Source organism: Microbacterium aurantiacum (assembly GCF_021654035.1).
Classification (GTDB): domain Bacteria; phylum Actinomycetota; class Actinomycetes; order Actinomycetales; family Microbacteriaceae; genus Microbacterium; species Microbacterium aurantiacum.
Genome location: NZ_JAJPDW010000003.1, coordinates 24139 through 47545, shown reverse-complemented (window position 1 = coordinate 47545; position 23407 = coordinate 24139). Strand labels below are relative to the sequence as shown.

The following is a 23407-nucleotide window of genomic DNA, read 5'->3' as shown; positions in this document are numbered from 1 at the left end:
ATGTCACAGACCATCGCCCACCCCCTCGATGACCCCGCCGCCGACCCCTTCGAGGTCGCCCGCGTCGCCGCCGAGGACATCGCTCGCCTCACCGGGGTCGAGCAGCACGACATCGCCCTGACCCTCGGCAGCGGCTGGGGCAAGGCTGCGGAACTCATCGGCGAGACCACCGCATCCTTCCCCGCCACCGAGGTCACCGGCTTCAGCGCCCCCGCCCTCGCCGGACACGCCGGCACGATCCGCAGCATCCTGACCCCGAAGGGCCGCCGCGTCCTGGTCATCGGCGCGCGCACCCACTTCTACGAGGGCCACGGCGTGCGCCGGGTCGTGCACAGCGTGCGGACGGCCGCGGCGACGGGCGTGAAGACCATGGTCCTCACCAACGGCGCCGGCGGCGTCAAGGCCGGCTGGAAGGCGGGTCAGCCCGTCCTCATCAGCGACCACATCAACCTCACCGCCGCGTCGCCCCTGGAGGGCGCGACCTTCATCGACCTCACCGATCTGTACTCCGCGCGCCTGCGCGAGGTGGCCCGCTCGGTCGACCCCACGCTCGACGAGGGCGTGTACTGCCAGTTCCGCGGACCCCACTACGAGACCCCCGCCGAGGTGCGGATGGCCCGCGCGATCGGCGGCGACATCGTCGGCATGTCCACGGCGCTCGAAGCGATCGCGGCCCGTCAGGCCGGCATGGAGATCCTCGGCTTCTCGCTCATCACGAACCTCGCCGCCGGCATCCAGACCACCCCGCTCAGCCATCAGGAGGTCATCGATGCCGGCCGCGAGGCCGAGCCGGTGATCTCGTCGCTGCTGGCCCGTGTGATCGAGGCGCTGTGAGCACCGCCGAGGGCGCTGTCGCGGCCGCCCGCGCCTGGCTCGCGCAGGATCCCGACCCCGAGACCCGCGCCGAGCTCGAGCAGCTCCTCGCGGCGGCCGACGACGGAGACGCGGATGCCGCAGCCGACCTCGCCGACCGCTTCGGCGCGCGCCTGGCCTTCGGGACCGCGGGGCTGCGCGGAGAGCTCGGGGCCGGCAGCAACCGCATGAACCGGGTGCTCGTGGCGCAGGCCGCCGCGGGATTCGCGGCCTTCCTCCGCGAGCGGGCGGGCCTCGGCGAGACCGACCCGGCCGACGTCGACACCGACGCGGACGGGCACGCGGACGGCGACGCCCACGCGGACGCCGAGCCGGCCCGTGTCCCCACGGTGGTCGTGGGATACGACGGGCGCCGCAACTCGCGCGTGTTCGCCGAGGACTCCGCCCAGATCTTCGCCGGCGCGGGACTCCGCGCGATCCTCCTGCCCCGCCTCCTCCCCACCCCGGTGCTGGCCTTCGCCGTCCGTCACCTGGACGCGGATGCCGGAGTCATGGTGACCGCGAGCCACAACCCGCCGAACGACAACGGGTACAAGGTCTATCTCGGAGGCGCCGACGAGGGTGCGCAGATCGTCGCGCCGGTGGACGCCGAGATCGCCGCGCACATCGACCGCATCGCCGCGGAGGCGGATGCGGCCGCCCTCCCCCGGTCCCTCGCGTTCGAGACGGCACCCGAGTCGGTCGTCGAGGCGTACGTCGAGGCGACCGCCGCCGTGGCCCCCGCATCCGCCGGGGCCGAGGGGCTCCGGTGGGTGTACACCGCCATGCACGGCGTCGGGTGGGAGACAGTACAGCGCATCGTCGAGCGCGCCGGGTATCCGGCCCCGATCACCGTCGACGCCCAGCGCGACCCCGACGGCACCTTCCCGACGGTCTCCTTCCCCAACCCGGAGGAGCCCGGCGCGATGGATCTCGCGTTCGCCACGGCCCGCGACCACGACGCGGACCTCGTCATCGCCAACGACCCGGATGCCGACCGCCTCGCCGTCGCGGTTCCGGACGAGGATGCGGAAGGCGGCTGGCGTCGCCTCACGGGCAACCAGATCGGGCTGCTGCTCGGCTGGCGCGCGGCCCGCCTCGCGGCGGAGTCCGGCGTCACCGACGGCACGCTCGCGTGCTCCCTGGTCTCCTCCCCCGGTCTGCAGACGGTCGCCGAGCACTTCGGTCTGCGCTCGGCGGCGACCCTGACGGGATTCAAGTGGATCTCCCGCGCGCCCGGGATCGTCTTCGGGTTCGAGGAGGCCCTCGGGTACCTCGTCAACCCCGAGACCGTGCGCGACAAGGACGGCATCTCCGCCGCCGTGGCCTTCCTCGGGATGGTGTCGGATGCCCGGACCGAGGGCCGCGGCATCCGTGACCTGCTGAACGAGTTCGACGAGACGTTCGGCTTCTTCGCCAGCGACCAGATCTCGGTGCGCGTGGACGACCTGAGCGTCATCGGACGCGTCATGAGCGCCCTGCGCGCCGACCCGCCGGCGCGCATCGGCGAGGTCGAGGTCGACCGCGTGGACGACCTGCTGACGGGCGTCGACGAGCTGCCTCCCGGAGACGTGCTGCGGTACTGGCTCGCGGACGGCTCGCGCGTCATCGTGCGTCCGAGCGGGACCGAGCCGAAGCTGAAGGTGTACCTCGATGTCCGCGGCGACTCGGCCGACGACGCCGCGGCACGCATCCACGCCGTGACCACGGCGATGCGCGATCTCGTGGACGCCCTCTCGGCCTGAGGCGACCAGCGACGGCGCCTACGGTGGAGGGGTGCTGCTGAGAGAGCCCGTCACCCTCGCCGACGACCACGTGCGTCTGGAACCGCTGTCCCCCGACCACGCGCCCGATCTCGCCGAGGCCGCGCGAGGTCTGGAGCACGCCTGGTACACGCAGGTGCCGCATCCGCACGAGGTCGAGGACGACATCCGTCAGCGTCTCGCCTGGCGCGACGAGGGGACGATGAACCCGTGGGCCGTGCGGCGGCTCGAGACCGGACGCGTGGTCGGGGTGACGACGTTCTGCAACATCGACCAGCCGAACCGGCACGTCGAGATCGGGCACACGTGGATCGGCGTCGACGCCCAGCGGACGGCGGTGAACACCGCGGCGAAGCTGCTGCTGCTCGCCCACGCGTTCGAGGACTGCGACGCGATCGCGGTGGAGTTCCGCACCCACTGGCACAACCGCCAGTCGCGCGCGGCGATCGCCCGGCTCGGGGCCAAGCAGGACGGCGTGCTGCGAAACCACCGCCTCGGACCCGACGGAACCCTCCGCGACACCGTCGTCTTCTCGATCCTCCCGCACGAGTGGCCCGCCGTGCAGATGGGCCTCCGCGCTCGCCTCACCCGCTGATCGCGCGGGTGTTTCGTCGTTCGGGTGGCAGTCGTCGCCGCCTCGAGCTCGACGAAGCGGCCACTACCGCCACCTGAGCGGCGGTGAGCCGCCCCGGCCCCGCTACCCGTCGATGACGGCGACGAGCTCGTCCAGGAAACCGCCGAAATCGACCGCGCGTCGGACGATGCGCTGCACGCTGTCGCGCTCGGAGAAGACCTCGACGAACTGCTCGAAGACCGTCTGGAACGCCTCGCGGTCGGTCTCCGAGAAGGCGACGAGCGCCACGACCTGCACACGTCCGTCGCCCCACGGGATCGAGGGGTCGGCGATGCCGATCGCGATCGCGGTGCGCGTCGCCGTCATCCCGATCGCGTGCGGCACCGCGAGCGCGTCGGTGAACGCCGTCGACGACAGTTCCTCGCGCTGGATCGTCCGCTCGATGTAGTCCTCGTCGATGACCCCCTGCGCGACGAGCGTCGCCCCCAGCCGGCGGATGACGGATGCCGCGTTCCCGGCATCCTCGTGCACATCGGCGAAGCCGCGCACGAACGCGTCGGGCGAGAAGTAGCGCTCGAGTTCGGTGCGCAGGCGCGCGAGGCGACGGCCGCGGCGGAGGCGGCCCGCCGCAGCCTGCACACGCTCCACGTCGGCATCCGTGAGGAAGGGCTGGATGCGCACGAACCGGTCCCCCGGCATCGGCGGATCGATCGTGGTCAGCACGAGATCGCTGTCGATCGCCGCCCAGTCGGGGTCGACGCGGGTCTCGACCCCGACCACCTCGATCGCCTGCCCGAGGGAGCGGTCGACGCTCGAACGCAGCAGCTCGTGCAGCTCGTAGTAGCCGGGGCAGACGATCGTCGCCGTCAGCAGCTGATCGGCCCGGCGACTGCGCTCGAGCCGTCCGCCCACGTGCATGGCGATGTAGGCGATCTCGTCGTCCATCAGCGGGATGCCGAGCTGCTCGTGCAGGCCGTTGGCGATGAAGACCGCGACGTCGAAGATCATCGGGTACGTCGCCTTGAGCGAGCGGGTCAGGGGGTTCCGCGACCACGCCTGTTCGCGCGCCCGCAGGCGCAGGTTCTGCACGTGCAGGGCGAGGCGGAGGATGAAGTCCTCGTGGGCGATGTCGACGAGGAACTCCGCGGCCGCCTGCTGCACCACCGAGCGGACCGCGCGCTCCACCTCGGGCTCCACCCGGTCGCGGGCGCCCTCGCGGGCGGTGTCGAGGTCCGAGCCGCTGCCGGGCGCTCCGGGGGCGACGATGCGGGTGAGGACGAGGGTGGCGAGATGCTGCTGATCGCCCGCGCCGAGCCGGACGCCGAGGTGCCGTTCGGCGAGCTCGGCGAGGATGCGCTCGACCTCCGCGTGGGAGTCGCCGGATGCCGCCCCGGTGCCCTCGAGGGCCCGCCCCTGGGCGACGCGATCGGCGGCGATCGCGATGTGCATGACGACATCCGCCATGCCGAGCTCGTTGACGAACCACCCGCGCTCGCCGAGGCGCGAGACGAGCTCGGTCTTGAACGGGCCGAAGGCGTTCTGGCCGACCGATTCCTCGCCGAGCGTGCGGCGCAGGGCCTGCAGGTCGAACGACCCGGCATCCATCTCGTCGTGCGCAAGCCGGCTCAGCAGGCGCCGCTGCGCCGCCTCCGTGCCGCGTAGGCGTGCCGTCGAGGCCGACCGCTCGAGGGTGAGGTCCGTGCCGCCGAGGAGCCCGCGCACGCGCGCGAGGTCGGCGTCGAGGGTCGCGGAACTGACGTGGAGTGCGTCCGCGGTCTCGAACACGTCGATGCCGTCGGGGGTGTCCAGGAGCGCCCGCACGAGGCGGTGCAGGCGATCGCGCGGGGTGCCGCTCTCGGTGCCCGCGCGGACCGCCGTCCCGGCATCCGGACCCGCCCGATAGCCGTGCGGACCCGACTCGACGGCGATGCCGGGGGCGACGCGCGCGTTCACCGCCGTGACGTAGGAGCGGATGCTGCGCGGGGTGACCCCGAGCGCGTCGGCGAGGGTCGCGGCGGTGGACCAGTCGCCGTCACGGACGAGGAGGCTGAGCAACCGGTCCTGTCGCGCCCGTGTCACCGACTCACCCCCGCCCTCGTCTCGCGTCGATGCGTGCCAGTCAACCACGTCGGACACGCGCTTTCCGCCCCCGCGGAAGAAGGACTGGTTGTCCCGCTCCCAGCGTTCTCACAAGATGGGATCGAAGGAGGCGGGTCGATGAGGATCCTGATCGTCTGCGGTGCGGGTGCGTCCAGCACCTTCGTCGCGCAGCGCGTGCGACGTGCAGCGGATGAGCAGGGGCTGTCATGGTCCGCCTTCGCCGGCACCGAGCAGTCGTTCCCGATCGACGTCGATGCCGCCGATGTCGTCCTGCTCGGACCGCATCTCGCTCCCGCGCTGTCGCGTTTCGAGCGGGACTCGGCCGAGCGGAACATCCCGGTGGTCCTGCTGCCGGAAGACATCTTCACCGACCGGGACGGCACGCGGACCCTCGCGCTCGTCCAGGCCGCCGCCTCGCCCTGACACCCGCTTCACCCGCTTCACCTGCCAGACCCGCCGTACCGACAGAGAGGTCACCCCATGCCCCCGATCACCCGGACCGTGCGCATCGGTTCGTCGCATGGGCTGCACGCGCGCCCCGCGAAACTGTTCGCGCAGGCCGCGAAGGACGCCGGCATCCCCGTCACCATCGCGAAGGATGCCGGATCCCCCGTCAACGCGGCCAGCATCCTCGGAGTGATCGCGCTCGGCATCGAGTACGGCGACTACGTCACCCTCACGGCCGAGGGCGACACGGCGGAGAAGACCATCGACACGCTCAGCGAACTGCTGACCACCGACCACGACGCGGAGGCATGATGACGGAGATCAGAGGAGTCGGAATCGGGCTCGGAGTCGCCCAGGGGCCCGTGGCCCGCATGGCGGAGCCGTTGCCCGCCCCGCTGGACGAGCCGAGCGCGCTCACCCCCGATGAGGAGACCGCGCGCGTGACGGATGCCGTCGCCGCCGTCGCCCGCGAGCTCGAGGAGCGCGGGGCCCAGGCCGGCGGCGCCGCGCGCGACGTGCTCGAAGCGCAGGCGATGATGGCCGAGGACCCGACCCTCGCCGACGAGGTCGGCACCCGCATCCGCGCGGGGAAGACCGGCGAGTTCGCCGTCCACGACGCCTTCGCCTCCTTCCGCGAGCAGCTCACCGCGCTCGGCGGCTACCTCGGCGAGCGCGCCGCCGATCTCGACGACGTGGCGCAGCGGGTGATCGCGCGGCTGCGCGGCGTCGCGGCTCCCGGCGTGCCCGACCCCGGGCATCCGTTCGTCCTGGTCGCCAAGGACCTCGCCCCCGCCGACACCGCGCTGCTCGACCTCGACAAGGTCCTCGCGCTCGTCACCACCGAGGGCGGGCCGACCTCGCACACGGCGATCCTCGCGCGGGAGAAGTCGATCGTCGCGATCGTCGGCGCGGGCGCGGCGAAGGACCTCGTGGACGGCGAGACGGTCATCGTCGATGCCGCCAAGGGCGTCGTGACCACCGACCCCACCGACGAGGAGCGGGCCCAGGCGCAGCACCGGGCCGACGCCCGCGCGTCCGCGGCATCCGCTCCGATCACCGACGGCGCCCTCGCCGACGGGACCGCGGTGCCGCTGCTGGCAAACCTCGGGAACCCGGCTGCGGCCGCCGAGGCCGTCGCGCTCGGCGCCGAAGGTGTGGGGCTGTTCCGCACCGAGTTCCTCTTTCTCTCCTCCGCGCAGGCGCCGACCGTCGAGCAGCAGCGCGAGGCGTACACGCAGCTGCTGGGGGCCTTCCCGGGGAAGAAGGTCGTCGTCCGCGTGCTCGACGCCGGCGCCGACAAGCCCCTCCCCTTCCTCAACGACGCCCACGAGGAGAACCCCGCGCTCGGCCTCCGGGGCCTGCGCGCCCTCCGCGCGAGCGAAGACATCCTGCGCGAGCAGCTGACCGCGCTGGCGGAAGCGGATGCCGCGACGGATGCCGATCTCTGGGTGATGGCGCCGATGGTGTCCACCGTCGAGGAGACGGAGTACTTCACCGCCGTGGCGCGCGAGTACGGCGTCAAGACCGCCGGCGTCATGGTCGAGGTGCCCTCCTCGGCGCTGCTGGCCGACCACATCCTCGCCTCGGCCGACTTCGCCTCCATCGGCACGAACGACCTCACCCAGTACACCCTGGCCGCCGACCGCCTCCTCGGCTCGGTCGCCTCGTTCCAGGACCCCTGGCACCCCGCCGTCCTCCGCCTCATCCGCGAGGTCGGGCGCGCGGGCGCTGCGCGCGGCAAGCCCGTCGGGATCTGCGGCGAGGCCGCCGCCGACCCGCTGCTCGCGGTCGTCCTGGTCGGCCTCGGCGCGACCTCCCTGTCGATGGCCCCCACGGCCCTCGCCGATGTTCGGGCGACGCTGCTCGAGCACACCCTCGACGATGCCCGAGCCATCGCCGACGCCACCCTCGCCGCGACGGACGCGGCGACCGCACGAGCCGCGGCGATGACCGCCGCGGCGAGGACCCACCAGAAGGAGACACAGCAATGACAACGGCGTCCGCACCCACGAAGAAGCCAGGAGGCGCGCGTATCGCGGTCCAGCGCTTCGGCACGTTCCTCTCGGGCATGATCATGCCCAATATCGCTGCCTTCATCGCCTGGGGCTTCATCACGATGCTCTTCATCGCGGTGGGCTGGCTCGGCGGCTGGAGCCCTGTCGCGCCGCTGTTGGGCGGCTTCGGCAACGCCGACGTCATCAACTGGCCCGGTGCGATGACTGCGATCGCCCTGGACGAGAACGGCGACCCCTTCAGCCAGTTCGTCGGCCTCGTGGGCCCGATGATCACCTACCTCCTGCCCCTGCTGATCGCCAACACCGGTGGCCGCATGGTCTACGGCGAGCGTGGCGGAGTCGTTGCGAGCATCGCCACGATGGGTGTGATCGTCGGCACCAACATCCCCATGTTCCTCGGCGCCATGATCATGGGTCCGTTCGCGGCCTGGGTCACCAAGCAGATGGACAAGCTGTGGGATGGCAAGATCAAGCCCGGCTTCGAGATGCTCGTCAACAACTTCTCGGCCGGCATCCTGGGCATGCTGCTGGCGATCGTCGGGTTCTTCGTCTTCGGACCGGCGATCATCTGGTTCAGCGACGTCCTCGGCGCGGCGGTCGGCTGGCTCGTCAGCCTCAGCCTCCTGCCCATCGTGTCGATCATCGTCGAGCCGGCCAAGGTGCTGTTCCTGAACAACGCCATCAACCACGGTGTCTTCACACCGCTCGGTATCGAGCAGGCCACGGAGACGGGCAAGTCGATCCTGTTCCTCATCGAGGCGAACCCCGGCCCCGGCCTCGGTCTGCTGCTCGCCTTCACGTTCTTCGGCGTCGGTGCGGCGAAGGCATCGGCACCCGGCGCGATCATCATCCAGTTCTTCGGCGGCATCCACGAGATCTACTTCCCGTACGCCCTCGCCAAGCCGATGACGATCCTCGCCCTGATCGCCGGTGGGGCGACCGGTGTCACCACGAACATGCTGTTGAACGGCGGACTTGCGTTCCCCGCCGCGCCGGGCAGCATCATCGCGGTGACCGCTGCCGCGGTGAGCCCGGCAGCAGGCGGCATCGGCAACCTCCTCGTGGTCTACCTCTCGGTGGTCCTCGCGGCGCTCGTGACCTTCCTCGTCGCCGGCGTCATCCTCCGGGCTTCTCGCAAGCGCGATCTCCTCGCCGAGGGTGACGCGTTCGGAGCCGCCATCGCACAGACCGAGGCCAACAAGGGCAAGTCCTCGGCGGCGATGGATGCCCTCCGCGCCTCCGACGGCCACGACCGGTCCGCGATCCGCGACGCGGACGCAGCCATGGACAAGCTCGAGACCGAGGTGGAGACCGGAGGCCGCGCCGATGGCGGCATCCTCACGAAGAAGTCGGTGCAGAACATCGTCTTCGCCTGCGATGCCGGAATGGGATCGTCGGCGATGGGCGCGAGCGTCCTGCGCAACAAGTTCAAGAAGGCAGGAGTGGAGAATGTCACGGTCGTCAACAAGGCGATTGCGAATCTCGACTCGTCCGCCGACCTGGTGATCACGCAGAACCAGCTCACGGACCGCGCCCGGCAGCAGACGCCGGATGCGATCCACGTCTCGGTGGACAACTTCATGAACTCCCCGAAGTACGACGAGGTCGTAGACCTCGTCCGTGCACAGCACGAGGATGGGGTGTAGGCATCCCCGCGGCCGCGGGGTCGGGCAGGCGCGATGCCCCCGGCCCCGCGGCTTTTCCGGACACCGGATGCCGCGGCATCCGTTCGGGAGATCATCCGACACGCAGGAATCGAGCATCCGCTCGCGACGAAAGGCGACGACATGGCACGTGACGTTCTCGGCACCGGACAGGTGCGCATCCACTCCGGCAGCGCGACCCGCGAGGAGGCGATGCGCGAAGCCGCCGACATCCTCCAGTCGGTCGGCGCCGTCACCGGCGCCTACTTCGACGCCATGCAGCAGCGCGAGGAGACCGTGTCGACCTACATGGGCAACGAGCTCGCCATTCCCCACGGCACGAACGAGACGAAGGACGCCATCCTCGAGTCGGCCCTGTCGGTCGTCCGCTACGACGGCGGCGTGGACTGGGGCGGAGAGCACGTGAGCTTCGTCGTCGGCATCGCCGGCAAGGGCGACGAGCACCTCGAGATCCTCTCGCAGATCGCCATCCTGTTCTCCGAGGAGGACGAGGTCGCCAAGCTCAAGGCCGCGCAGACCCCCGAAGAGCTCTACGCGCTCGTCTCGGCGGCGGGCGTCGGATGAAGGCCGTCCACTTCGGCGCCGGCAACATTGGTCGCGGCTTCGTCGGCCTCCTCCTCCACGAGGGCGGGTACGAGCTGGTCTTCTCGGACGTCGCGGCGCCGCTCGTCGATGCGATCAACGCCGTCGACAGCTACACCGTGCACGAGGCCGGTCCGGGGGGCGTGGACACCGTCGTCACGGGCTTCCGCGCGATCAACTCCGCCGAGAACGCCGACGAGCTGATCGAGGAGATCGCGGGAGCAAACGTGGTGACCACCGCGGTTGGACCGACCGTGCTGCGCTTCGTCGCCCCGCACATCATCGCGGGACTCGCCCTGCGCGACCCCTCGTCGCCGCCGCTGCAGATCATGGCGTGCGAGAACGCCATCAACGCCACCGACGTCCTCCGCGAGGAGATGAAGGTCGCCGCGGGCGGCGCATGGGACGCACTCGAAGGGCGTGCGGTGTTCGCCAACACCGCGGTGGACCGCATCGTCCCCGCCCAGCCCGAGGGCGGCGGAGTCGACGTCACCGTCGAGCCGTTCTTCGAGTGGGCGATCGAGCGGGCCCCCTTCGGCGTGGAGCCGCCGATCATCCCCCGGGCGCACTTCGTCGACGACCTCACGCCGTACATCGAGCGGAAGCTCTTCACGGTGAACACCGGGCACGCCACCGCCGCCTACTTCGGTGCCGCCGCCGGATCCGACACGATCGCCGCGGCGCTCGCCGACGACACCATCGCCGGACGCGTGGATGCCGCGCTCCGCGAAACGTCGGCGCTGCTGGAGGTCAAGCACGGGCTCGACGCCGAGGAGCTCGCGGGCTACCGCGCGACGATCCTCGATCGGTTCCGCAACGACGTCCTCCCGGACACGGTGTGGCGCGTCGGACGTCAGCCGCTGCGGAAACTCTCCCGGCACGAGCGGTTCATCGGTCCCGCCGCGCAGGCGATCGAGCGTGGGCTCGGCGTGGACGGGCTCCTCGACGCGATCTCGGCGGCGCTCGCGTTCGACGACGACGAAGACGCCCAGTCCGTCGACCTCCAGCGGATGCTGCGCACCCAGGATGCGGCATCCGTCACCGCGGAGGTGACCGGACTGGAAGCCGACCATCCCCTGTTCGCGCGGGTCGAGGCGGCCGTCGCGGCGCGGCAGCGGGACCTCGGAGCAGGTGCCGACGCGTAGCCTGGAAGGGTGAACTCCGCACCGGATGAGACCCCTGGCGCTGGATCGACGGGCGGCGCAGACGCGTCGGCCAACGCGTCAGCGCGGAAGACGCCGCGTCGCCGCGGGTTGCGCGTCCTGTGGTGGATCCTCGGGTCGATCGGGGCGCTGATCGTCGCGGCCGTCGTGGCGTTCCTCGTCTGGGCGAACGTGGGGGTCATGGCTGCGGAGCCGGAAGCTCTCGCCGCGGTCGAGTCCGACCCCGCCGTCACGCTGACCGACGAAGGGTCCGCGTGGGTGCTCGCGCCCGCAGAGGGCGGGTTCGACACCGGGCTGGTGTTCATCCCCGGCGCGAAGGTCGAAGCCGACGCGTACGCGGCGACGCTCGTCGGGGCGGTGCAGGACGGCGCGACCGTCGTCATCACCAAGCCGACCCTGAACCTCGCGTTCTTCGATCTCCGGCCGCTGTCCGACTTCACCGCGCTCGCCCCGGACGTTATGACCTGGGCGGTCGGTGGGCACTCGCTCGGCGGCGTGCGCGCGTGCCAGCTGGCCGAAGACGCCGACGCACTCGTGCTGTTCGCGAGCTACTGCGCGAACGACCTGTCGGGGTCGGACCTGCCGGTGCTCAGCATCGCGGGCAGCGAGGACGGGCTGTCCACTCCCGAGAAGATCGCCGAATCGGCACCCCTCCTCCCGGCCGACACAGAGTTCGTCGAGATCGACGGCGGCAACCACGCCGGGTTCGGCGCGTACGGCCCGCAGGCGGGCGACAACCCCGCGACGATCTCCGACGAGCAGATCCGCGCCGACATCACCGCCGCCCTCGCCCCGTTCCTCCTCGCCCTGTAGCCGGGCCCGGCCCGCCCGGGTGCTCGCCCCAGGGCGCAGACGGGCCCCGAGCGGGCCGCGGGCCGAACTCCTCCGATCCGGCGCCGAAATGGCGGATCCCGCCCAGCTCATCCCCCGACCCCGCAGATCTGAGGAGTTCGGTACAGCTCCCCCCGGGTTGCCTGGCCACGACGCGGCGTCGTCCCCGACGCGGCGCGGCCACCAGGCGGCGCGGCCACGGTCGCGGCCTCACGCCGCCGGCGCGGCCCCGCGCGGGCGCCGCGTACCGAACTCCTCCGATCCGTCGCCGGAACGGCGGATCCGCCCCTCCCGCGACCTGCCGACCGCAGATCTGAGGAGTTGGGTACGCCCCAGCGCTAGGCCCGGGTCGACCCGCGGCGAGTTCCGGAAGGCGCTCTCACGCCGCCGGCGCCGCCGCCCGACGTACCGAACTCCTCCGATCCGGCGCCGAAACGCGGGATGCAGCCCTCCGCGCGCGCCCGCCGCGCAAATCTGAGGAATTGGGTACGCGCCCGCGACCGACCCCGCCCGTCGCGACAATGTCCCGCAGCTGCCCGAACACGTCGTCGGCGTGGAACAGCACGTCTTCCGCCAGCGGACGAATCGTGGTGAAACCCAGCGCAGCGGTAGCCAGGTCGCGACGCCGGTCTCTGCGTTGCTGGTCCCAGCCGGCATGGTGCGCCTCGCTGTCGCACTCGATGATCAGCCATCCGTCGACGATGAAGTCAACGCGGCCGACGCCCAGGATCTCGACCTGCACGTCGACGGTGCACCCCAGCATCCGCAGCATGAGGCGCACGAGGGTCTCCGGGCCCGACTCGCACCGACCGTCGATGAGTCCGCGGATTGAACGGAACCGCACCGGAAGTCGCGCGAACACCTCGCCGAGACCGTCGTCGTCGATGAGCCCGAGATGCAGCGCGCTGTCGAGAGTCGCGATCGCCGAGCGCGTCGGCTGACAGCGGCACGCCTGCGCCAGGGCTTCAACGATCGGTACGCACAGATCACTCTCGGCCGCTTCCGAGTCGCGCCAATGGCGGCAGCTTGCGGGGCCGGGCGCGGGGAGGCGGCTCGCGCCCGGGGTGATCTGGATATGCGAACCGGACCCGTGGTGCACGAAGACCCCGAGCAGGGCGAGGAGGGACACGCAGTCGAGGCGGCCGCCGAGCCGTACGGCCTCCGTGATCGCCGCGGGTGTGTCGAAGGCGACGTACTGACCTCGCCGCACTCTCAGCAGACCGCCGGTCGCGACGATGTGCGCCAGCGAGCGACGGGAGATGCCTTCGGCACGCAGTTCCGCCGTCGTCCACAGACGCGGCGCGGAACGCTGAGCAGAAGCGGGCTGTCGGGTGCGCATGAGGTCACCTTGGCCGCCCGTGCGCACGCGGCAGCCGTCGTCACGGCGATGTGTGGAGAGTCCGCCGGACTCCGACGCTGGGGAGGAGCCGCGGCGGGCCGTACCGGACTCCTCAGATCTACGCGCCGATCGGCCGGAAACACGCCCCTCGGACGCCGCCGGGCCGGATCGGAGGAGTTCGGCCCGCGGCAGGCGGGCGTCCGGGGCTGACCCCGCACCGGAAGCCCACCCGCGGGTGCCGCCTGCCGGGCGAGCCGAACTCCTCAGATCCGGGCCGAACCTGCGCGAAAACGGCTCGGGCGGGCGGAACCGGGCCGGATCGGAGGAGTTACGCACGCCCGCCGGATCCGACCCGACCCGACCCAAACCCGGGTCAGGCTTCGAAGCCCTCGGCGATCAGCTCGATGAGCTCCTCGCGCTCCTCGACGGCGAGGAAGGCGCCGGCGGCGGCGTTCAGCTGGAAGGCCTCGAGGTCGTCCAGTCCGTAGTCGAACGTCGCGGCGAGGAGCGCGAGCTCCCGCGTGAGCGACGTGCGGCTCATCGTGCGGTTGTCGACGTTGACCGTCACGGCGAAGCCGAGCTGGTACAGGAAGTCGAACGGGTGGTCCTCCATCGTCGTGCCCCAGCGCTCGATGGCGCCGGTCTGCAGGTTCGACGACGGCGACAGCTCGAGCGGGATCTCGCGGTCGCGCACCCAGCGGGCGAGGTCGCCGAACTGCACGAGCACCTCTTCGCCCTCGCGCGAGATGACCTCGAGGTCCTCGGCGAGACGCACACCGTGGCCGAGACGCAGCGCGCGCCCGTCGATCAGGGCCGAGCGGATCGAATCGAGCCCGGCCGCCTCACCGGCGTGCACGGTCACCGGGAAGAACTGCGCGGCCAGGTAGTCGAACGCCGCACGGTGCTTCGACGGCGGGAACCCGTCCTCCGGGCCGGCGATGTCGAATCCCACGGCTCCTCGCCCACGCCAGTCCACCGCGAGCTTGGCGATCTCGAGCGACCGGTCGGTGTGCCGCATCGCGGTGATGAGCTGCCCCACACGGATGTCGTGCCCTCGGCTGTCGGCGAGGTCCTCGCCCTCCTCGATGCCCTCCTGCACGGCGTCGACGACCTCTTCCAGCGACAGCCCGCCGGCGAGGTGCTGCTCGGGCGCCCACCGGACCTCGCCGTAGATGACGCCGTCGGCGGCGAGATCCTCGACGAATTCCCGCGCCACGCGGGTGAGACCCTCACGGGTCTGCATCACCGCGGTGGTGAGGTCGAAGGTCTTCAGGTACTCGACGAGCGATCCGGAGTCGCTCTTCTCGGCGAACCAGTCGCCGAGCGCGTCGGCGTCGTCCTCGGGCACGTCGACGCCGGCGGCGTCGGCGAGCTCGATGATCGTCGCCGGGCGGAGTGCGCCGTCGAGGTGATCGTGGAGCGAGATCTTGGGCAGTCCGCGAACGGAGAGCCCCTCGATGACGGTGTCGCCGTGCTGGTCGATCGACATGGTGTGTCTCCTGGAGGTGGGGGCGTGGGGGGATCGTGGATGCCGGAGCGTCAGGCCGTGATGCGCTCGAGGACGAGCGGGGCGGCCGGGGGCTCCTGCCCGCCGATCTCCCACGCACCCTCGAGGGCGTCCAGTGCCCGCTCGAAGCGGGAGTCGTCGTGCCCGAGCAAGGTGAACAGGGGCTGACCGGCGGTGACCGTGTCTCCGGGCTTGACGTGCAGGTCGATGCCGGCAGCGTGCAGGACCGGGTCCTCCGCGCGGGCGCGACCGGCTCCGAGCCGCCACGCGGCGATGCCGAAAGGCAGCGCGTCGAGACGCGACAGGATGCCGGCGGTCGGCGCCGCGATCGTGTGCGTCTCGCGGGGGGTGGGGAGAGCGGCATCCGGGTCGCCGTCCTGCGCGCGGATCATCGCGCGCCAGACGTCCATGGCGCGTCCGTCCTTCAGCGCTGCCTCGACGTCGGCATCCGGCTGCCCGGCGAGGGCCAGCATCTCCCGCGCCAGCGCGACGGTGAGCTCGACCACGTCGGCCGGCCCGCCGCCGGCGAGCACCTCGACGGACTCGCGCACCTCGTTGGCGTTTCCGATCGTGAGCCCCAGCGGGGTGTTCATGTCGGTGAGGAGGGCCGTGGTGGACACCCCGGAGTCCTCTCCCAGCGCAACCATCGTGCGGGCGAGCTCGCGGGCCCGGTCGACGTCCTGCATGAACGCGCCCGAGCCGAACTTCACGTCGAGGACGAGCGCGTCGGTGCCCTCGGCGATCTTCTTCGACATGATGCTGGACGCGATGAGCGGGATCGCCTCGACGGTGCCGGTGACATCCCGCAGCGCGTACAGGCGCTTGTCGGCGGGCGCGAGCCCGGAGCCTGCGGCGCAGATGACCGCGCCGGGATCGCCGAGCTGCGCCAGCATCTCCTCGTTCGACAGCGCCGCGCGCCATCCGGGGATCGACTCGAGCTTGTCGAGGGTCCCCCCGGTGTGTCCGAGCCCGCGGCCCGACAGCTGCGGCACGGCCACGCCGAACGCGGCGACGAGCGGCGCGAGCGGCAGCGTGATCTTGTCGCCGACGCCGCCGGTCGAGTGCTTGTCGACCGTGGGCTTGCCGAGCGACGCGAAGCTCATCCGCTCCCCGGAGGCGATCATCGCGTCGGTGAGGACCCGGATCTCGGACCGCTCCATGCCGTTCAGCAGGATCGCCATGGCGAACGCGGCCATCTGCGAGTCCGCGACGTATCCGCGCGTGTACGCGTCGACCATCCACCGCAGCGCATCGTCGGGGACGGTGCCCCCGTCGCGCTTGATGCGGATGACGTCGACGGCGTCGAAGGGCTCGACGCTCATCGGCCCGCCTCCTCGAGGTCTCGGGGCCCGAACGCGTCGGGAAGGACTTCATCGATGGTGCGGATGCCGGAGACGGTCTCGAGCAGCATCCCGGGCAGGGCGAATTCGTACAGCAGCTGACGGCAGCGCCCGCAGGGCATGATCGTGTCGCCGTGACCGTTGACGCACACGAAGGCGACGAGCTGGCCGCCTCCGGACATCTGCAGGTCGCTGACGAGACCGCACTCGGCGCAGAGGCCCACGCCGTAGGACGCGTTCTCGACGTTGCAGCCGGTCACGATCCTCCCGTCGGAGACGAGGGCCGCGGCCCCCACCTTGTAGCGCGAGTAGGGCGCGTAGGCGCGCTCCATGGCGTCGGTGGCGGCTGCGCGCAGCTCGTCCCAGTGGATGTCGGTCACACTCACCCCTTGATGTACGGCTTGCCCGCGGCGGCGGGGCCCTTGATCTGACCCGCGAAGCCGGCGACCGCGAGGATCGTCACGACGTACGGCAGCATCAGCATGAATTCGCTGGGGATCGGGGTCCGCAGCACGGTCAGGAGGTTCTGCAGGTTCGTCACGAAGCCGAAGAGCAGCGCGGCCAGGCTCGCCCGGATCGGATCCCAGCGGCCGAAGATGACGGCGGCGAGGGCGATGAAGCCGAGGCCGGCGGTCATCTCCTTGCCGAACTGCGGCACCGACACGAGCGTGAAGTATGCGCCGCCGATGCCGGCGATCGCGCCCGCGAGCGAGACGTTCCAGAACCGCGTCGGGTTCACCCGGATGCCGACCGTGTCGGCCGCCTGCGGGTGCTCGCCGACGGCGCGCAGACGCAGGCCCCAGCGGGTGCGGTACAGGCCCCACGACACCACGGCGACCGCGATGAACATGAGATAGACGATGAAGGTCTGGTTGAACAGCACGGGCCCGAGGATCGGGATGTCGCCGAGGACGGGGATCTTGATGCGCTCGAAGACCACGGGGCGGTTCAGCTCGGTCTCGTTCGGCACGAGGAGCGCCCCGTAGAGGAACCCGGTGAGGCCGGTCACGAGGACGTTGAGGACGACACCGACGATCACCTGCTCCACCAGGTACTTGATCGCGAAGGCCGCGAGCACGAAGGCGACCAGGACGCCGCCGATCATCGCCCCGATGAGGCCGACGAAGGGGTTCTGGGTGATGCTCGACAGCAGCGCCGCCGAGAACGCGCCGAGCAGGAACTGACCCTCGATCGCGACGTTGACCACACCCGCGCGCTCGCCGATCACGCCGCCGAGGGCGCCGAAGACGAGGGGCACCGACAGCGACACGGCACCGACGAGGAGGCTGGAGACCGGCACGAGGCCGCCCGCTCCGGCCCACACGAGGAACGCGAAGACGCCGAACGATCCGAACGCCACGGTCAGCCACAAGGGTGTCCGCTCGTAGTTCCACGCGAGCCACGCCGAATAGGCGGTGAGGAGGGCGAGCAGCACCACGATCACCCAGGACGTGAGTGCGGTGTTCAGCACCACGTCCGGAAGAGCGATGGCCGAGGAGGAGTCGCGGAGGCGGAAGGTGCTCTCGCCCGATCGCGGAACGAAGAGGAAGAGGGCCGCGAGCAGCACCGTCACCACGCCGAGGACGATCGGAACCTTGAAGCTGCGCACCTTCACCGTGGCGAGGTGGATCGTGCCGTCATCGGCCGTCGAGGCTGCGAGCGCGCTCATGCCGACACCGCCTTTCCGCGGGTGTCCTCGGGTCGACGCTTGGCGGCCTTGGCGCGTGCCTTGGCGGCCTTCTCGGCATCCGACTTGGGGAGAAAGAAGATGGTGCGCAGCAGCGGCGGCGCGGCGATGAAGAGGACGATCAACGACTGTACGACCAGGACGATGTCGACCGGGATGCCCTGCGCCTGCATGGCGAAGGATCCCGACTTCAGGACGCCGAACAGGATGCCGGCCGCGAACGTGCCCCACGCCCGGCTGCGGCCGAGGAGGGCGACCGTGATCGCGTCGAAGCCGATCCCCGCGTCGATCGTGCCGGAGAAGCCCGTGGTGACCGATCCCTGGATCTGGTTCATCGCCGCCATGCCCGCCAGGCCTCCGGCGAAGAGCATCGCGTACACGTAGATGCGCTTGACGTTGATGCCCGCCGCGAGCGCCGCGTGCGGGTTCTCCCCCACCGCGCGGATGCGCAGGCCCAGACTCGAGCGCTCAAGGATCCACCACACGAGCACCGTGATCGCCACGACGATGAGGAAGCCCCAGTCCAGCGCCGGGAAGGCGGGCCCCAGCAGATTCGGGAACTGCGCGGATGCCGGCGTGGGCGCCGTGATCGGCTGGTTGGTGCCTTCGCGCTGAAGGAGACCGGGGGTCCGGATCATCCACAGCAGCAGGTAGAAGGCTATGTAGTTCGTCATGATCGTGAGGATGACCTCGTGGGCACCCGTCACGGCCTTGATGAGACCGACGAGGCCGCCCCACAGCGCTCCGCCGACGATGCCGGCGAGCATGGTGGTGGGGAGGTGGATCCACATCGGGAGGTCGAGGTTGAAGGTGAAGAACGCCGCGAAGATCGCGCCCATGAGCATCTGACCGCGGGCACCGATGTTGAACAGACCGGCGCGGAACGCCAGCGCCACACCGAGGCCGGCCGCGATGAGCGGGGCGGCGAAGCCGAGCGAGTTCGTCAGCGGACGGATCTGCCCGACGAAGTCGTCGGCGCGCGCGTTGAAGATCGAGCCGCGGACGAGCGCCTCGTACCCGCCGTACACGGCGTTCCAGATCGCGGCGAGCGTGTCACCGGGCCGTGCGAAGAAGTACGCCGACGACTCCTGGACGTCCTCGTCGGTGAGGGCGATGAGGATGCCGCCGACGATCATCGCCAGCACGATCGCGAGGATCGTCGTCACGGCGCTTCCGCGCAGGATCTCCTTCATCAGGACGTTCGCGCGGGGCGGTTCGGGTGTCTCCTGCCCGGTGAGGGGCCCGCTCGCGCGGGGCAGCTGCTCGCCGGGGCGCGTGGCGTCCTCGGCTCCGGGGGTGGTGCCGCTCATGCCGCTGCCTCCGCTTCGCTCGCGCCGGCCATCATGAGCCCGAGCACGTCGCGCGGGGTGTCCCCCGGCACGATTCCGACGATCTGACCGCGGTACATCACGGCGATGCGGTCGGCGAGGGCGGTCACCTCGTCGAGCTCGGTCGAGACGACGATGACCGGGATGCCGGCATCCCGCGTCTGCACGATGCGCTTGTGGATGAACTCGATCGAGCCGACGTCGACGCCGCGGGTGGGCTGGGCGGCGACGAACAGACGCAGGTCGCGGCTCATCTCGCGGGCGATGACGACCTTCTGCTGGTTGCCGCCGGAGAGCGCCCCCGCCGGGGACTCGGGCCCCTGCGTGCGGATGTCGTATTCGGTGATCCGCTCGCGGGCGAAGGTGTCCACGGCCTGACGGCGGATGGTCCCTGCGCGCACGAACTCCGGGTCGCTGGACCGGTCGAGGATGAGGTTCTCGGCGACGGAGAAGTTCCCGACGAGGCCGTCCTCTTTGCGGTCCTCCGGGACGAACCCGACACCGGCGTCGAGGATCCCACGGACGCTCTTGCCGACGAGCTCGGTGCCGTCGAGCTCGATCGAGCCCTCGACGCGCGCGGCGAGACCGACGATGGCCTCGACGAGCTCGGTCTGGCCGTTGCCCTGCACGCCGGCGACGGCGAGGATCTCGCCGGGGCGGACGTCGAACGAGATGTCGTCGACGACGACGGCTCCCGTCGGGGTGAGGACCCGGAGGTCCTTCACCCTCAGTCCGCCGTCGCCCAGACGCGGCGCGTCCTTCTGCACGGTGAGCTCGACCGCGCGGCCGACCATCAGCGACGCCAGCTCGGTGTTGCTCGCGGTGGGCGAGGCCTCGCCGACGACCTTTCCGAGACGGATGACGGTGATCGCGTCCGCGACTTCGCGGACCTCGCGGAGCTTGTGGGTGATGAAGACGATGGAGGTGCCCTCGTCGCGGAGCTGGCGCATGATCGCCATAAGCTCGTCGGTCTCCTGGGGCGTGAGGACGGCGGTGGGCTCGTCGAAGACGAGGACGCGGGCGTCACGGGACAGGGCCTTGATGATCTCGACGCGCTGCTGCACGCCGACGGGCAGATCGCCGACGAGCGCGTCGGGATCGATCTGGAACCCGAAGCGGTCGGCGACCTCTCGCACGTGCCGCCGCGCGGCGGCGAGGTCGAGGACGCCCAGTCCCTTGGTGTTCTCGTGTCCGAGCATGACGTTCTCGGCTACGGTGAAGACCGGGATCAGCATGAAGTGCTGATGGACCATGCCGATGCCCGCGTTCATCGCATCTCCCGGACCCCGGAAGTGCTGGACGACGTCGTCCAGCAGGATGTCGCCTTCGTCGGCTTGGTAGAGGCCGTAGAGCACGTTCATCAGCGTGCTCTTGCCGGCCCCGTTCTCACCGAGCAGGGCATGGATCTGACCCGGTTCGATCACGAGATCGATGTGGTCGTTGGCGACCAGGGAGCCGAATCTCTTCGTGATCCCCCTCAGCTCCAGCTTCATAAATGCACCCTACCTGTGGCCGCTCCGCAGGGCGGAGGGCGGAAAAAGTTCTTCGACACCCAGCGGGGCGAGCAGCGTCATTCGCTGCTCGCCCCGTCGGGTGATGTCAGATCACGGGGAGTTCGGGGACTCCACGACGATCTCGCCGGAGACGATCTGCTCCTGCAGCGCCATCAGCTCGTCCATGAGGCCCTCGGGCAGCTCGGACTCGAACGCACCGAAGCCGGAGAGCTTGACGCCCTCGTTCTCGAGCGTGCCGATGTAGGGGGCGACGTCGAAGTCGCCACCGGCGGCGGCCACGGTCGCGTCGTAGACGGCGACGTCGATCGCCTTCATGATCGACACGAGGGTGACGTCGGCGACGTCCGGGTCGGCGACGGCGAGGTCGCTGTCCACACCGAGCATGACGACGTCGCCGCCGCCCTCGGCGATGGCCGCGGCCGCGCTGACGTAAATCGGTCCGCCGACGGGGAGGATGACGTCCACGCCCTGGTCGAGCACGCCCTGTGCGGTCTGCTTGGCGGTGTCGTTCGCGGCGAAGCCACCGGTGAACGAACCCTCCTGGGCCGCGGTGTCCCAACCGAAGACCTCGACGTTGGCGCCGTTGTCCTCGTTGTACTTCTGCACGCCCAGCTCGTAGCCGTCCATGAAGACCGCGACCGAGGGGATCTGCATGCCGCCGAAGGTGCCGACCTTGTTCACGCCGTTCTCGGCGGACCAGGATGCCGCGGCGTATCCGCCGAGGTAGGCCGCCTGCGCGGTGTCGAAGACGAGCGGCTTGATGTTCGGGGCATCCGTGGTGCCGTCGAAGTCGGTGTCGGCGTAGTCGTCGATGATCGCGTAGTTGATCTCGGGGTTCGCCAGAGCCGACTCCACGGTCGCGGCGGCGAGGTTGAAGCCGACCGAGACGATCAGCGTGCAGCCTTCGGCGACGAGCTGCTCGAGGTTGGGGCCGTAGTCGTTCGGCGTGGTCGACTCGAGCTCGATGCCCTCGACGCCCAGCTCGTCGATGGCACGGTCCATGCCCTCCTTGGCGGACTGGTTGAAGGAGCGGTCGTTCCAGCCGCCCTCGTCCGAGATGAGGCAGGGGATGAAGTCGTCAGCCGCTTCGGGTGCGGCGCTGTCGGACGTGTCGGCCTCGGGGGCCGCGCCGCAGCCGGCGAGGAATGCGACGATGCCCGCGGCGGCTGTGACACCGACGAGCTTCTTGGTGCGTGAGATGGTCAACTCAGCCTCCACATGATCGGCCCCGAGACTTTCACGGGGACTGCACAAAGTTACCTACTGCGACGCCCCGGTTGCAGTGGTGCGAGGCTTGTGAGAGCGAAAGGTTACAAAGACGCAATCTCTCGTTACACAGGACGCAATCCCACACCGGTCCCCGGTGGTGGTGCGCGAGGTCAGAGGACGTCGCCGCGCCCGGTGAGCTTCAGTGCGTCGACGACGCCCTTCACGCGCTGGGCGTGCTCGCTCGTGGTCACCAGCAGGGCGTCGTCGGTGTCGACCACCACGATGTCGCGGACGCCGATGAGGCTGATCACGCGCGAGGTCTGGCTGACGACGATGCCGCTGGCGGCATCCGAGAGGATCCGGGCGTTCTCGCCGAGGATCGCCAGATCGTTCTTGCGCCCGTGGGAGTTGAGCTTCGCGAGGCTCGCGAAGTCCCCCACGTCGTCCCAGTCGAAGTGGCCGGGGATCACCGCGAGACGACCGCGCTCGGCGGCGGGCTCGGCGACGGCGTAGTCGATGGCGATCTTCGTCAGGGTCGGCCAGACCCGATCGACGACGGGACCACGGCGGTCGCGGTCGTCCCAGGCCTCGGCGAGGTCCATGAGGCCCGCGTAGAGCTCGGGCTGGTTCTCGGCGATCTCGCCGAGCAGCACGTCCGCGCGGGAGATGAACATGCCCGCGTTCCACAGGTACGACCGGTCGGCGAAGTACTCCTTGGCCAGCTCCAGGTCGGGCTTCTCCACGAAGCTGTCCACGAGCGCCGCCTCCGGGGCGCCGTCCACGACCAGCTCGCTGCCCTTCCGGATGTACCCGAAGCCGACGGACGGCTCGGACGGCTGGATGCCGATCGTGCAGATGTATCCCTCGCGCGCGGTCGCGACGGCCTGGCGCACGGCCCACTCGAACAGGTGCGGCACGCGGATGACGTGGTCGGCGGCGAACGAGCCGATGATCACGTCCGGATCCCGCCGAGAGAGGATCGCGGCGGCCAGACCGATGGCCGCGGCGGAGTCGCGCGGCTCGGACTCGAGGAAGACGTTGTGGTCCGGGATGCCGGGCAGTTCCTTCTCGACCGCGGCACGGTGCGCGCGACCGGTGACCACGGCGATGCGGTCGGGGCCGGAGAGCGGCTCGAGCCGGTTCCAGGTGTCGCGGAGCAGCGTGTGCCCCGAACCGGTGAGGTCGTGCAGGAACTTCGGCGCGTCGGCACGGGACAGCGGCCACAGCCTGCTCCCGATGCCTCCCGCGGGGATGACGGCGTAGAAGTCCTCGATCGGCTCTGGCATGAGACCCAGGGTAACGAGCGGTGTCTCGCGCCCATGACGAGGACGTGTCCGGCGCGTGTCGCGCCGAGGAGCGAAAGAAGCGCCGATCTTCGCGCCCGGGCAGGATCCCCCCGGAATGGAGGAGGCGAATCCCGCCGCCGTCGCCCCCGCCCTTCTGACGGGAATAGGATGAAGTCAGCACCGTCAGGGTGCCGGTTCCGCGATTC

General features: G+C 70.6%; 20 protein-coding genes. 10 read left to right on the top strand and 10 right to left on the bottom strand.

The features are described from left to right. The 3 genes from LTL01_RS08560 to LTL01_RS08550 are packed head-to-tail and all read left to right on the top strand — an operon-like array spanning window position 1 to window position 3210. Entirely contained in the window at window positions 1–834 is an 834-nt protein-coding gene (locus LTL01_RS08560) for a purine-nucleoside phosphorylase (protein WP_053547753.1), read from the top strand. Continuing rightward, complete coding sequence (locus LTL01_RS08555; RefSeq protein WP_236968238.1) at window positions 831–2597, top strand: phospho-sugar mutase; 1767 nt, start codon at window positions 831–833, stop codon at window positions 2595–2597. Before LTL01_RS08560 ends, LTL01_RS08555 begins: the two co-directional genes overlap by 4 nt. 31 nt (window positions 2598–2628) lie before the next feature. Then, a complete protein-coding gene (locus LTL01_RS08550) occupies window positions 2629–3210 on the top strand; it encodes a GNAT family N-acetyltransferase (RefSeq protein ID WP_236968237.1) in 582 nt (193 codons plus the stop codon). Between the two features lie 102 nt (window positions 3211–3312). On the opposite strand, the gene LTL01_RS08545 is transcribed toward LTL01_RS08550, so the two are convergent. Next, complete coding sequence (locus tag LTL01_RS08545; protein ID WP_236968236.1) at window positions 3313–5268, bottom strand: BglG family transcription antiterminator; 1956 nt, start codon at window positions 5266–5268, stop codon at window positions 3313–3315. 138 nt (window positions 5269–5406) lie between these two features. Here LTL01_RS08545 and LTL01_RS08540 point away from each other — a divergent pair, with 138 nt between their 5' ends. From LTL01_RS08540 to LTL01_RS08510, 7 genes are all read left to right on the top strand, one after another. Further along, a complete protein-coding gene (locus LTL01_RS08540; protein WP_236968235.1) occupies window positions 5407–5712 on the top strand; it encodes a PTS sugar transporter subunit IIB in 306 nt (101 codons plus the stop codon). Between the two features lie 57 nt (window positions 5713–5769). After that, a complete protein-coding gene (locus LTL01_RS08535; protein WP_236968234.1) occupies window positions 5770–6048 on the top strand; it encodes an HPr family phosphocarrier protein in 279 nt (92 codons plus the stop codon). Next, window positions 6048–7727, top strand: a complete 1680-nt coding sequence (gene ptsP / locus LTL01_RS08530) for a phosphoenolpyruvate--protein phosphotransferase (RefSeq protein ID WP_236968233.1) — start codon at window positions 6048–6050, stop codon at window positions 7725–7727. Before LTL01_RS08535 ends, ptsP begins: the two co-directional genes overlap by 1 nt. Next, complete coding sequence (locus LTL01_RS08525; protein ID WP_236968232.1) at window positions 7724–9397, top strand: PTS mannitol transporter subunit IIBC; 1674 nt, start codon at window positions 7724–7726, stop codon at window positions 9395–9397. The genes ptsP and LTL01_RS08525 overlap by 4 nt, the downstream gene beginning before the upstream one ends. A gap of 141 nt (window positions 9398–9538) precedes the next feature. Continuing rightward, window positions 9539–9979: a PTS mannitol transporter subunit IIA gene (locus LTL01_RS08520; protein WP_236968231.1), complete on the top strand. Its 441-nt coding sequence runs from the start codon at window positions 9539–9541 to the stop codon at window positions 9977–9979. After that, window positions 9976–11142, top strand: coding sequence for a mannitol-1-phosphate 5-dehydrogenase (locus tag LTL01_RS08515; RefSeq protein WP_236968230.1), 1167 nt, complete (start codon window positions 9976–9978; stop codon window positions 11140–11142). Before LTL01_RS08520 ends, LTL01_RS08515 begins: the two co-directional genes overlap by 4 nt. Window positions 11143–11151: 9 nt before the next feature. Continuing rightward, window positions 11152–11973 carry an alpha/beta hydrolase gene (locus LTL01_RS08510; protein WP_236968229.1) on the top strand — a complete coding sequence of 274 codons (822 nt, stop codon included), beginning with the start codon at window positions 11152–11154 and terminating at the stop codon, window positions 11971–11973. A 397-nt stretch (window positions 11974–12370) separates the two neighbouring features. On the opposite strand, the gene LTL01_RS08505 is transcribed toward LTL01_RS08510, so the two are convergent. The 9 genes from LTL01_RS08505 to LTL01_RS08465 form a co-directional block, all read right to left on the bottom strand. Continuing rightward, the gene (locus tag LTL01_RS08505) at window positions 12371–13120 is read right to left on the bottom strand and encodes a DUF559 domain-containing protein (protein WP_236968228.1); all 750 of its coding nucleotides are present in this window, start codon (window positions 13118–13120) and stop codon (window positions 12371–12373) included. A 583-nt stretch (window positions 13121–13703) separates the two neighbouring features. Then, window positions 13704–14819, bottom strand: a complete 1116-nt coding sequence (locus LTL01_RS08500; RefSeq protein WP_236968227.1) for an adenosine deaminase — start codon at window positions 14817–14819, stop codon at window positions 13704–13706. Window positions 14820–14869: 50 nt separating this feature from the next. Beyond that, window positions 14870–16159 (bottom strand): thymidine phosphorylase, encoded by a 1290-nt coding sequence (locus LTL01_RS08495; RefSeq protein WP_236968226.1) that lies wholly within the window; start codon window positions 16157–16159, stop codon window positions 14870–14872. Further along, complete coding sequence (locus tag LTL01_RS08490; protein WP_053548951.1) at window positions 16156–16557, bottom strand: cytidine deaminase; 402 nt, start codon at window positions 16555–16557, stop codon at window positions 16156–16158. Before LTL01_RS08490 ends, LTL01_RS08495 begins: the two co-directional genes overlap by 4 nt. 2 nt (window positions 16558–16559) lie before the next feature. Continuing rightward, window positions 16560–17846 carry an ABC transporter permease gene (locus LTL01_RS08485; protein WP_236968225.1) on the bottom strand — a complete coding sequence of 429 codons (1287 nt, stop codon included), beginning with the start codon at window positions 17844–17846 and terminating at the stop codon, window positions 16560–16562. Further along, the gene (locus LTL01_RS08480; protein WP_236968224.1) at window positions 17843–19174 is read right to left on the bottom strand and encodes an ABC transporter permease; all 1332 of its coding nucleotides are present in this window, start codon (window positions 19172–19174) and stop codon (window positions 17843–17845) included. Before LTL01_RS08480 ends, LTL01_RS08485 begins: the two co-directional genes overlap by 4 nt. Continuing rightward, on the bottom strand, window positions 19171–20685 hold the full coding sequence (locus tag LTL01_RS08475) for an ABC transporter ATP-binding protein (protein ID WP_236968223.1): 1515 nt from the start codon (window positions 20683–20685) through the stop codon (window positions 19171–19173). The genes LTL01_RS08480 and LTL01_RS08475 overlap by 4 nt, the downstream gene beginning before the upstream one ends. 111 nt (window positions 20686–20796) lie before the next feature. Beyond that, window positions 20797–21912 carry a BMP family lipoprotein gene (locus LTL01_RS08470; protein ID WP_236968222.1) on the bottom strand — a complete coding sequence of 372 codons (1116 nt, stop codon included), beginning with the start codon at window positions 21910–21912 and terminating at the stop codon, window positions 20797–20799. A gap of 173 nt (window positions 21913–22085) precedes the next feature. Further along, a complete protein-coding gene (locus LTL01_RS08465; RefSeq protein WP_236968221.1) occupies window positions 22086–23201 on the bottom strand; it encodes a mannose-1-phosphate guanylyltransferase in 1116 nt (371 codons plus the stop codon). Window positions 23202–23407: the final 206 nt, after the last annotated feature.